Here is a 10,313-nt window from a genome sequence, read left to right as displayed (position 1 = left end):
CCACCGAACTCGACCTGCGTACCTTCAACAGCCGCCACCCGGTCGAACTCTTCGGCGGAGTGCGCTTTCCGGCCATCGGCGACCTGCCCTACTTGCTCACCCTCGCAGGCCACGGCTTCTACTGGTTCCGGCTCCGCAAGGAAGCCCCCTAGGAACCCGGGGCGGGGCGGTTTCCCCCGTCCCGCCCGGGGCACGCATGAGTAAACCCCGACGGCCTTCCCCCGGGGAAAGGACGTGACGCCCATGGCGGAAACGGTCACAGTCTCGGGCACTGCCAGCCACGGTCTCCTCGCATCACTGGACCCCCTGCTGCGGGAGTGGATGCCGCGGCAGCGCTGGTTCGCGGGCAAGGGACGGCCGGTCAGCGGGTTCTCGCTGGTGGCGGCCACGGAGTTGCTGCCGCACGGTGGGCGGGTGGGCCTGCACCACCTGCTGGTGCGCGCCCATCAGCCCACCGTCCCACTGCCGGCCGCGGCCCCCCATCCCGCGGACTGCTACCAGCTGCTCATAGGTGTGCGCGAGGCGCTGCCGCCCCGGCTGGCGCCCGCGCTGATCGGGCACGTGAGCGAGGGCCCGCTCGCCGGACACACGGTGTACGACGCCCTGTACGACCCCCGGCCCGCCGAGGTGCTCCTGGAGGCGATGCGCTCCCGGGCACGCATCGGCGGGCTTCGTTTCGATCGGGAGCCGGGCCGCGGGATACGACCGGGCCTGGTGCCCCGCCTGATGACCGCCGAGCAGTCGAACTCGTCCGTCGTGTACGGCGACACGTTCATCCTGAAGCTGCTCCGCCGGGTGGTGCCCGGTGTCAATCCCGATCTGGAGCTTCCGCTCGCGCTGGCCCGCCAGGGCTGCGCCCGGGTGCCCGCGCCGGCGGCCTGGATGCAGGCGGAGGTGCGCGGGGAGTCGTACGTCCTCGGTGTGCTGCAGCCCTTTCTCCAGGGCGCCACCGACGGCTGGGAGCTGGCCCTGCGGGAACTGGCCAAGGGCGAGGACTTCGGTGCCGACGCGCGGGCGCTGGGGCGGGCGACCGCCGAGGTGCACACGGCGCTGGCCCACGCCCTGCCGCTCGTGACACTGGGCCACGCCCAGCTGGAACCGCTGGTCGGCGGCATGATCGAGCGGCTGGAGGCGGCGGCGCACGCGGTGCCGGCGCTGCAGCCGTACGCGCCCGGGCTGCGCACCGCGTTCGAGGCGGTGGCCGATCTGGCCGCCGAGGGCCGCAGTGTCACCGCCCAGCGCATCCACGGCGACCTGCATCTGGGGCAGTGCCTGCGGGCGCCCTCCGGGCAGTGGTCGCTGATCGACTTCGAGGGAGAGCCGGCCCGGCCGCTGGCCGAGCGGCGGATGCCGCAGCCGGTGGTGCGGGACGTCGCCGGGATGCTCCGCTCCTTCGACTACGCGGCGCACTCGGTGCAACCACCCGACCCGGAGTGGGCGCGGGCCTGCCGGGCGGCGTACTGCGCCGGGTACGGCGAGGTGAGCGGCAGTGACCCACGCACCGACCCCGTGCTGCTGCGGGCCTTCGAGACGGACAAGGCGATCTACGAGGTCGTCTACGAGGCCCGGCACCGACCCGACTGGCTCGCCGTGCCGATGGCGGCGATCGAGCAGTACGCCGGTCTGGGCACGGCATCCGATCCGATCTGACCCACCCTTCGCCGAGGAGGCTCCACCCGTGACCCCCCGCCCCCCGTCCAGCGGTCCGGATCCGCAGAGGCCGGCAGAAGAGGACAGCGCAGACAAGAGCGCGGCGAAGAAGACACCCGCGCGGAAGACACCCGCGAAGAAGACAGCGGCGAAAAAGACAGCGGCGGCGAAGAAGGCCGTGCCGAAGACGACCGCGGCGAAGAAGGCGGCGGCGAAGAAGGCCGTGCCGAAGACGACGGCGACGAAGAAGACGGCTCCGGCCCGGGCGACCGCGCCGAAGGGGACCGGGAGCACCGGGAGGGCCACGCCCGCGGTGGAGGCCCCGGTACCGCCAGAGCCGGCGCCTGTCACGCCGCTCGAACCCGCGGGCCCGGCCGCCGTCGCCGTGTCCCCCGCTCTCGACGCCGCCGACCGCGAGAGGCTCCTCGCCGGCACGCACCACGCTCCGCACGCCGTCCTCGGGGCGCATCCGGTGCCCGGCGGGGTGGTCTTCCGGGCTTTCCGGCCGTACGCGCGGAGCGTCACGGTGGTCGCAGGAGAGCTGCGGACCTCACTGCACGACGACGGGGACGGGTTCTTCTCGGCCCTGCTGCCCCTGCGGGACATACCGGAGTACCGCCTGCTCGTCGCGTACGAGGGGGCGGAGCTGGACACCGAGGACATGTACCGCTTCCTGCCGACGCTGGGCGAGCTGGACCTGCATCTGATCGGCGAGGGAAGGCACGAGCAGCTGTGGCACGTCCTCGGCGCGCATCCGATGACGCACCAGGGCGCGACCGGCACCCGCTTCTCGGTGTGGGCGCCCAACGCGCGGGGCGTGCGCGTGGCCGGCACCTTCAACTACTGGGACGGCACGGGCTGGCCGATGCGCTCCCTGGGCTCGACCGGGGTGTGGGAGCTGTTCGCGCCCGGGGTCGGCGAGGGCGAGCTGTACAAGTTCGAGATCACCCGGCCGGACGGCTCCCGGACGCTGCGCGCCGACCCGTTGGCCCGCCGCACCCAGACCCCGCCGGACACGGCGTCCGTCGTGACGTCCTCGCAGTACGAGTGGGGTGACGGGAAGTGGCTGGACCGGCGTGCCGACCGCCCCCCGCACGAGGCGCCGTTCTCCGTGTACGAGGTGCATCTGTCGTCCTGGCGCCCGGGACTGACCTACCGTCAGCTGGCCGAGCAGCTTCCCGCCTACGTCAGGGACCTGGGCTTCACCCATGTCGAGCTGATGCCGGTCGCCGAGCATCCCTTCGGCGGTTCCTGGGGCTACCAGGTGACCGGGTTCTACGCGCCGACGGCCCGGATGGGCACCCCGGACGACTTCCGGTACCTGGTGGACCGGCTGCACCGGGCGGGCATCGGGGTGCTGATGGACTGGGTGCCCGCGCACTTCCCGCGGGACGACTGGGCGCTGGCGGAGTTCGACGGGCGTCCGCTGTACGAGCACGAGGATCCGCTGCGGTCCGCGCACCCCGACTGGGGGACGCTGGAGTTCGACTTCGGGCGGCGCGAGGTGCGCAACTTCCTGGTCGCCAACGCCGTGTACTGGTGCGAGGAGTTCCACATCGACGGGCTGCGCGTGGACGCGGTGGCCTCCATGCTGTATCTGGACTACTCGCGCGAGCCGGGTCAGTGGCTGCCCAATGTGCACGGCGGCCGGGAGAACCTGGACGCGGTGGCGTTCCTCCAGGAGATGAACGCCACCGTCTACCGCCGGGTGCCCGGTGTCGTGACCGTCGCCGAGGAGTCGACGGCCTGGGACGGCGTCACCCGGGCCACCCACCACAAGGGGCCGAGCGGCTTCGGCGGGCTCGGGTTCGGGCTGAAGTGGAACATGGGCTGGATGCACGACTCGCTCCAGTACATGAGCCACGAGCCGGTGCACCGCAGGTACCACCACCACGAGATGACCTTCTCGATGGTGTACGCCTACAGCGAGAACTACGTCCTGCCGATCTCGCACGACGAGGTCGTCCACGGCAAGCGGTCGCTGGTGTCGAAGATGCCCGGCGACTGGTGGCAGCAGCGCGCCGGCCACCGCGCCTACCTCGGCTTCATGTGGGCCCACCCCGGCAAGCAGCTGCTGTTCATGGGGCAGGAGTTCGCGCAGGGCGCGGAGTGGTCGGAGGCGCACGGGCCGGACTGGTGGCTCCTGGACCCGCACTACGGGGCGGAGGCCGACCACCGCGGCGTCCGCGACCTGGTGCGCGACCTGAACACGGTGTACCGCGGCACGCCCGCCCTGTGGGAACTCGACGTCCACCCCGACGGCTTCCAGTGGGTCGTCGGGGACGCGGTCGAGGACAACGTCTTCGCGTTCCTGCGGTACGACGCCCAGGGCACCCCGCTGCTGGCGGTCAGCAACTTCTCCCCCGTCGTCCGCCACGACTACCGCCTCGGCGTCCCCGACGACGTCCCGGCCTGGCACGAGGTCGTCAACACCGACGCGGCGCGCTACGGCGGCAGCGGTGTCGTCCAGCCCGATCCGGTCAAACCGGAGGCCCAGGGGTGGCACGGCCGCCCGGCGAGCATCCGGCTGACCCTGCCTCCGCTGGCGACGGTCTGGCTGCGCCCCGCGTGACGGTGGCGGAGCCCGCTGCTTCCCGCCGCCCGGGACGGTGGGCGGCGGACCGGGGACCACCGGTGTGACCACGGACCCGACCGGGCCGGGACGCCGGTCCACCCGGCCGGGCCGTGTGCCGGGACGGTCCCGAGCCGCACCGCGGTGCGGCTCGGGACCGCCGCCGTACGCCGTCAGGCCCTGCCGGCGTCCTGTTCCGCCAGCGCGTCGGAGAGCGCCTTCGGCAGGTCCCCGCGGTGGACCACGCCGAGCCGCTGGGTGGCGCGGGTGAGGGCCACGTACAGGTCGCTGGTGCCGTACGCGGCGGGCTCGACGACGAGCACCGAGTCGAACTCCAGACCCTTGGACTGACGGGGGTCGAGCAGGACCACCGTCCGCGCCAGGTCGGGCTCGGCGCCCGCCGTGACGCCGTCCAGGCGGGCGGCCAGCGCGCGGTGCAGGGCGCGCGGGGCGATCACCGCGAGCCGTCCCTCGGCGGGCGTCAGTTCGGCCACCGCCTCGGCGACCGCGTGGGGGAGGTCGTCCGCGGCGCGCGCCCAGGGCGTCACACCGGTGGAGCGGACGGAGCCGGGCGGTACGAAGTCCGGGTGCTCGGCCCGCACGACCGCCGCCGCGAGCTGCATGATCTCGGCGGGGGTGCGGTAGTTGACGCCGAGCCGGGTGTGCACCCAGCGGTCCTCCACATGGGGGTGGAGGATGTCCGCCCAGGAGCCCGCGCCGGCCGCGTCCGCGGTCTGCACGGGGTCGCCGACCAGGGTCATGGAGCGGGTGGGGCTGCGCCGCATGAGCAGCCGCCAGGCCATCGGCGACAGCTCCTGCGCCTCGTCGACGATGATGTGCCCGAACGCCCAGGTGCGGTCGGCCGCGGCGCGTTCGGCGGCGCTGCGGTGGTCGTCCTCCTCCTGGCGTTCTGCGAAGCGTTCGGCGTCGATGATGTCGTGCGCCGACAGCACCTCCGATTCCTCGTCGTCCCTGTCCTCGAACTCGTAGGTGCGGGAGGCGTAGGAGACGTCCAGCACGCCCTGTGCGTAGGCCACCTGGGACTCGCGCTCCCGTTCGGCGCGGGCCCTGGCCGTCCGGTCGTCCTGGCCGAGCAGTTCGGCCGCCTCGTCCAGCAGCGGCACGTCCGCCGTGGTCCATGCCCGGGTCACCGGGCGGCGGACGACCGCGGCGTCCTCGGCGGGGAGGTACCCGTCGGGGTCGGCGAGGAAGTCGGCGACAAGTCGCTGCGGGGTCAGGTGCGGCCACAACCGGTCGATGGCGGACCACACGTGGGGGTTGTCGGCCAGTTCGTCGCGGATCTGCGTGATGTCGGCGGCGTCGAGCAGGCTCGTGCCGTCGTAGGGGTCGGTGCCGACGCGCTCGGCGTACAGGTCGGTGAGCGTGTTGAGGATGTGGCCCTCGAAGTGCTCGCGGGCCGCGTTGTGCGGCAGTCCCGTGGCGCGGGTCCGCTCGCGCGCCACGCGCACCAGTCCGTCGTCGAGCATGAGGACCTCCCGGTCGTGCTCGACGGTGAGGACCGGATCGGGCAGCGCCTGCCGGTCGCGCACGACCGCGGCGAGCACCTCGGCCATCACCGCGCGGCCCTTGACCGCCGCCGCCTCGGGGGTGTCCGCGGCGGTGGCCCGCACGCCGGGGAACAGCTCGCCGACGGTGGCCAGCAGCACGCCGGTCTCGCCCAGGGACGGCAGCACCTCGCCGATGTAGCCGAGGAAGGCCGGGTTGGGGCCGACGATCAGCACGGCCCGTTTGGCCAGCAGTTCGCGGTGCTCGTACAGGAGGTAGGCGGCGCGGTGCAGGGCGACCGCCGTCTTGCCGGTGCCCGGTCCGCCCTCGACGACGAGCACGCCGCGGTGCGGGGCGCGGATGATCTCGTCCTGCTCGGCCTGGATGGTCTGCACGATGTCGCTCATGCGGCCGGTGCGCGCGGAGTCCAGGGCGGCGAGCAGCACGGCGTCGCCGGCCGGATCCTCATGGCCGGTCCGCTCCCGGTCGCCCAGGTCGAGGATCTCGTCGTGCAGCGCGGTCACGGTGCGGGCCTCGGTGGAGATGTGCCGGCGGCGGCGCAGGCCCAACGGGGTATGGCCGGTGGCCAGGTAGAACGGCCGGGCCACAGCGGCACGCCAGTCGATCAGGACGGGGGTGCGGTCGGCGTCGTCGGCGCGCAGTCCGATCCGGCCGATGTGGTGGCTGTCACCGCCGGTGAGGTCGATACGGCCGAAGCACAGTGAGCCGTCCACCCCGTTCAGCGCGGCCAGCAGGCCAGAGCGCTCGGCGACCAGGATGTCCCGCTCCAGTCTCGCCTGCATCGGCTTGTCCCCCTGGGCGAGCGCGCCGGCGACGGAGTCCTCGGTGTCGCCACGCAGGGCGTCCACCCGCGCGTACAACCCGTCGATGAATTCCTGTTCGCGTCGCAATTCATCGTCCGGAAATTCGGTGTTTGACAATTCCACTCCCGCCCGGATATACTCTGGTTCACTAGCACTTCTTCGCGCGCTGAATACCGGAAGTCGCGAAACGTCGAATATACGCAGAAGAATCCCCCGAGCGCAATTGCTCGGGGGATTTCCCGTGTCCGGATCCCGTGTCCGGGTGGGGTCACAGCACGTCCGACAGCTCCTGGAGCAGCCTGCGCTCGGGCCGGGCACCCACCATCGACTTCACGGGCTCGCCCGCGCGGAAGACCACGAAGGTCGGCATCGACAGCACCCGGTAGGCATGGGTGGTCTCCGGGTTGGCGTCCACATCCAGCTGGACGATCTTCAACCGCTCCCCCTCCTCGGCTGCCAGGGCACTGAGCACCGGCCCCATCTGCCGGCAAGGTGGGCACCAGTCGGCGGTGAACTCCACCAGCACCGGCCGATCCGCCCCGAGCACCTCGGCCCCGAAGTCCGCGTCCGTCACCTCGTCCACTCCCGCAGCCTTGATCACAGTCCCTGCCCTCCCAGTTCGCACGACGGCTCCGGACCTCCCGGAGCCAGCGCGTCGGCGGCCAGCGCGTCCCTCGCCCGTTCGGCCCGTGCCAGCTGCGCGGCCACCGTCCCCCGCACGCCCCGCAGTTCGCCGATGAGCGAGTCCAGCTCGGCCAGCTTGCGGCGGTAGACCATGAGCGAGGCCGGGCACGTGTCCCCCTCTTCGTGCCCGGCGCGCAGGCACTCCACGAAGGGCCGGGTCTCCTCCAGCTCGAACCCGAAGTCCCGCAGCGTCCGGATCTGCTCCAGGAGCTTCAGGTCCCGCTCGTCGTACGTCCGGTGCCCGTTGCCGTCGCGTCGTGCGGGCAGCAGGCCCCGTGTCTCGTAGTACCGCAGCGTCCGGGTGGTGGTCTTGGCCCGTGCGGCCAGTTCGCCGATGCGCATGTCCCCGACGGTAGGTCCTGACGCCGGCGTCAAGGCAAGAGCGGCGGCAGGGCTCGTGCCGGACGGGTTCGCCCGGCTCGGTCCGCCGTCGGCCGGGACGGGCGCCCGCGACGCCCCCGAGGGGCGCGCCGCACCTCGGGGCACGCCACGCCCCGGGCCCCGGCAGCGGCGGGCGGGTTCTTGGCGGACCCACCGGGGACCCGCCCGCCCAGCGGGGACCCGCCCGGGTCAGCAGATCCCGCTGAGTTCGGGCTCCCGCACCTCGGCGGGCTCGTCCGCCACCGCCCGCTCCTTGCGCGGCAGCAGCAGGGTGACGAGCACCGTGCCGACACCGAGGACGACGGCGCCGACCAGGCTGGTGTGGGCGACGGCGTCGGAGAAGGAGGAGCCGACGGCGTCGGCCATCCGACGGGCGCCCTCGGCGAGCTGGTCGGCCTGGGCCGTGAGCTGGGCGGCCTGCTGCGGGTCGCTCGCCCGGGCCGCCTGCTCGGCGGCCTGCCTGGCCTGGTCGCCGATCCCCTGCGCGACGGCGTACCCGGCGCCTACGGAGTCCTGCGCGGTGCTCAGCGCCGAAGCCGGCAGTTTGCCGCCCTGTGCGGCGTCGGCGAGGTGGTCGGAGTAGGAGGTGCCCAGCAGCGAGCCGAGGATCGCGATGCCTAGTGAGCCGCCGAGTTCCAGCGAGGTGTCGTTCACCGCGCCGCCGACCCCCAGCTCGGACTCGGGGAAGGACCCCATGATCGCGTCCGTGCAGGGGGAGAGCGCGAGCCCGATCGCCAGGCCCAGCACGACCAGCGGCAGCACGAAGTCGCCGTAGGACGATCCCGCGTCCACGCGAGTCAGCAGCGCCAGTGCGGCCGTGCCGCCGACCATGCCCGCGCCGACCGTCCACTTCATGCCGACGCGCGGGGTGAGGTACCCGGTCAGCGCCGAGCCCACGAAGACGGCGCCGGCCAGGGGCAGCATGCGCAGGCCGGTGTCCAGGGCGTCGTAGCCGAGGACGAACTGGAGGTGCTGGGTGAGGTAGTAGAAGGCTCCGAAGACGGCCAGGAAGAACAGGGCCACGGCGAGGTTCGACCCGGCGAAGCGGCGGCCGGTGAACCGGCGGACGTCCAGCACGGGGCGCGGGTGGCGCAGTTCCCACAGCACGAAGGCGACCAGACCGACGCCCGCGACGGCCGCGGCGGCGACCGCCCTGCCGTTCCAGCCGAAGTGCGGCCCCTCGATGATCATGTAGACGAGCGCGCCGATCGAGGCCACGGACAGCAGGCCGCCGACGTAGTCGATCCGGTCGTGGTGGGCCGCCCTGGACGGCGGGACCAGCACGAGGGCGCCGACGATGGCGAGCGCGGCCACCGGCACGTTGATCAGGAACGTCGAGGACCAGCCGTGGTTCTCCAGGAGGGCACCCGCGACCAGCGGTCCGGCCGCGATGGCGAGGCCGGCGGTGGCGGTCCACAGGGTGATGGCCTTGGCGCGCTCGGCGCGCGGGAAGGTCGCCGCGAGCAGGGAGAGCGTGGCGGGCATGATGAGGGCCGCGCCGACGCCCATCACGGCGCGGGCGGCGATGACGGCGGTGGAGCCGCCGGCGAGGTAGCCGGCGACGGCGCCGCCCCCGAAGACCACGAGACCGAGGATCAGCGCCCCGCGGCGGCTGTACTTGTCGCCGATCGCGCCGAGGAGCAGCATCAGCGCGGCGTAGGGGACGGTGTAGCCGTCGATGACCCACTGGAGGTCGGCGCTGGACAGGCCGAGGTCACGGGTCATGTCGGGCGCGGCGACGGTGAGGGCGGTGTTCGCCATCACGATGATCAGCAGGCTCAGGCAGAGTACGAGCAGGGCCCACCAGCGCCGCCGGTAGGGGCCCTCCGTCCGCTCGACCGGTTCGGTCACGACGAGTCGCATGGGCAGGGTTCGCCTTCCTCAACGAACAAGCACTCCTCATTTGCACAGCAGCGTGCAAATGCACAACGATGTGCAAGATACGCCGTTGCACAGAGCTGTGCAAGTCGAAGGAGGGCAGAATGGCCGTCATGACCACGGGTAACGCCACGGGTAGTCCCTCACGCGCCGACGCCAACCGCCGCCGCATCCTCGACGTGGCCCTCACGGAGCTGCTGCGCGACCCGGATGCGTCCATGGACCAGATCGCACGCGCCGCGGGCGTCGTACGACGGACCGTGTACGGCCACTTCCCGGGTCGCGAGGCGCTGATCAGCACGCTGGTCGACGAGGCGGTGGAGGCGCTGGCGGCGGCGCACGCGGCGGGCCGCGAGGGGGTGGACGACCCCGCTCGGGCGGTGGCCCGGTCAGTGCTCGCGGTGTGGGAGATCGCCGACCGCTACCGGCTGCTGGTGGCGCTGGCCCAGCGCACGGTCACCATGCAGGGCATCCGGGAGCGCCTGGCGCCGGTGCGGCACAACAGCGTCCAGATCCTCCAACGCGGCCTGGACAAGGGGGTCTTCACCTCGCCGCTACCGGCGCCGGCGCTGGCGTACGTGCACGAGCAGGTGCTCTTCGCGCTGATGGAGGCCGTGAACGACGGCCTGCTGGCGACACGGGAGGCGGGCCGCTCGGCCGCGGTCACGGTGCTCACCACGGCGGGCGTGCCGGCCACCGCGGCCACCGCGCTGGTGGCGGAGCTGAGCGCGTAGGGACGGCCGGGGAGAGAGCCGGACGCCCGGCCCCGGTTCAGGCGGGGCCGGGCGTCCGGAGTGCGGCGCCGTGTGGCGTGGAGG

The 10,313-nt window shown here is 72.9% G+C and carries 8 protein-coding genes; 4 read left to right on the top strand and 4 right to left on the bottom strand.

Annotated features, from left to right (window positions below):
* The 3 genes from I3F54_RS30050 to glgB form a co-directional block, all read left to right on the top strand.
* Positions 1-152 (top strand): alpha-glucosidase C-terminal domain-containing protein (locus tag I3F54_RS30050; RefSeq protein WP_240122084.1); only part of this gene is annotated, 152 nt, incomplete at its 5' end.
* Between the two features lie 91 nt (positions 153-243).
* Positions 244-1,650 (top strand): phosphotransferase, encoded by a 1,407-nt coding sequence (locus I3F54_RS30045; RefSeq protein WP_240122077.1) that lies wholly within the window; start codon positions 244-246, stop codon positions 1,648-1,650.
* 28 nt (positions 1,651-1,678) lie between these two features.
* The gene (glgB, locus tag I3F54_RS30040; protein WP_240122076.1) at positions 1,679-4,222 is read left to right on the top strand and encodes a 1,4-alpha-glucan branching enzyme; all 2,544 of its coding nucleotides are present in this window, start codon (positions 1,679-1,681) and stop codon (positions 4,220-4,222) included.
* Positions 4,223-4,395: 173 nt separating this feature from the next.
* Here glgB and I3F54_RS30035 read toward each other — a convergent pair whose 3' ends face one another.
* The 4 genes from I3F54_RS30035 to I3F54_RS30020 form a co-directional block, all read right to left on the bottom strand.
* Positions 4,396-6,687 (bottom strand): UvrD-helicase domain-containing protein, encoded by a 2,292-nt coding sequence (locus I3F54_RS30035; protein WP_240122083.1) that lies wholly within the window; start codon positions 6,685-6,687, stop codon positions 4,396-4,398.
* Between the two features lie 133 nt (positions 6,688-6,820).
* Complete coding sequence (locus I3F54_RS30030; RefSeq protein WP_308374117.1) at positions 6,821-7,153, bottom strand: thioredoxin domain-containing protein; 333 nt, start codon at positions 7,151-7,153, stop codon at positions 6,821-6,823.
* Positions 7,150-7,578: a MerR family transcriptional regulator gene (locus I3F54_RS30025; RefSeq protein WP_240122075.1), complete on the bottom strand. Its 429-nt coding sequence runs from the start codon at positions 7,576-7,578 to the stop codon at positions 7,150-7,152. The genes I3F54_RS30030 and I3F54_RS30025 overlap by 4 nt, the downstream gene beginning before the upstream one ends.
* Before the next feature lie 228 nt (positions 7,579-7,806).
* Positions 7,807-9,480: an MFS transporter gene (locus tag I3F54_RS30020; RefSeq protein WP_240122074.1), complete on the bottom strand. Its 1,674-nt coding sequence runs from the start codon at positions 9,478-9,480 to the stop codon at positions 7,807-7,809.
* A gap of 119 nt (positions 9,481-9,599) precedes the next feature.
* Here I3F54_RS30020 and I3F54_RS30015 point away from each other — a divergent pair, with 119 nt between their 5' ends.
* Positions 9,600-10,229, top strand: coding sequence for a TetR/AcrR family transcriptional regulator (locus I3F54_RS30015; RefSeq protein ID WP_240122073.1), 630 nt, complete (start codon positions 9,600-9,602; stop codon positions 10,227-10,229).
* The last annotated feature ends 84 nt before the right edge of the window (positions 10,230-10,313 follow it).

This window comes from Streptomyces sp. MUM 2J (assembly GCF_022414535.1).
Lineage (GTDB): Bacteria > Actinomycetota > Actinomycetes > Streptomycetales > Streptomycetaceae > Streptomyces.
The sequence above is the reverse complement of the archived record's forward strand: the minus strand, read 5'-3'. Positions and strand labels throughout refer to the sequence as shown.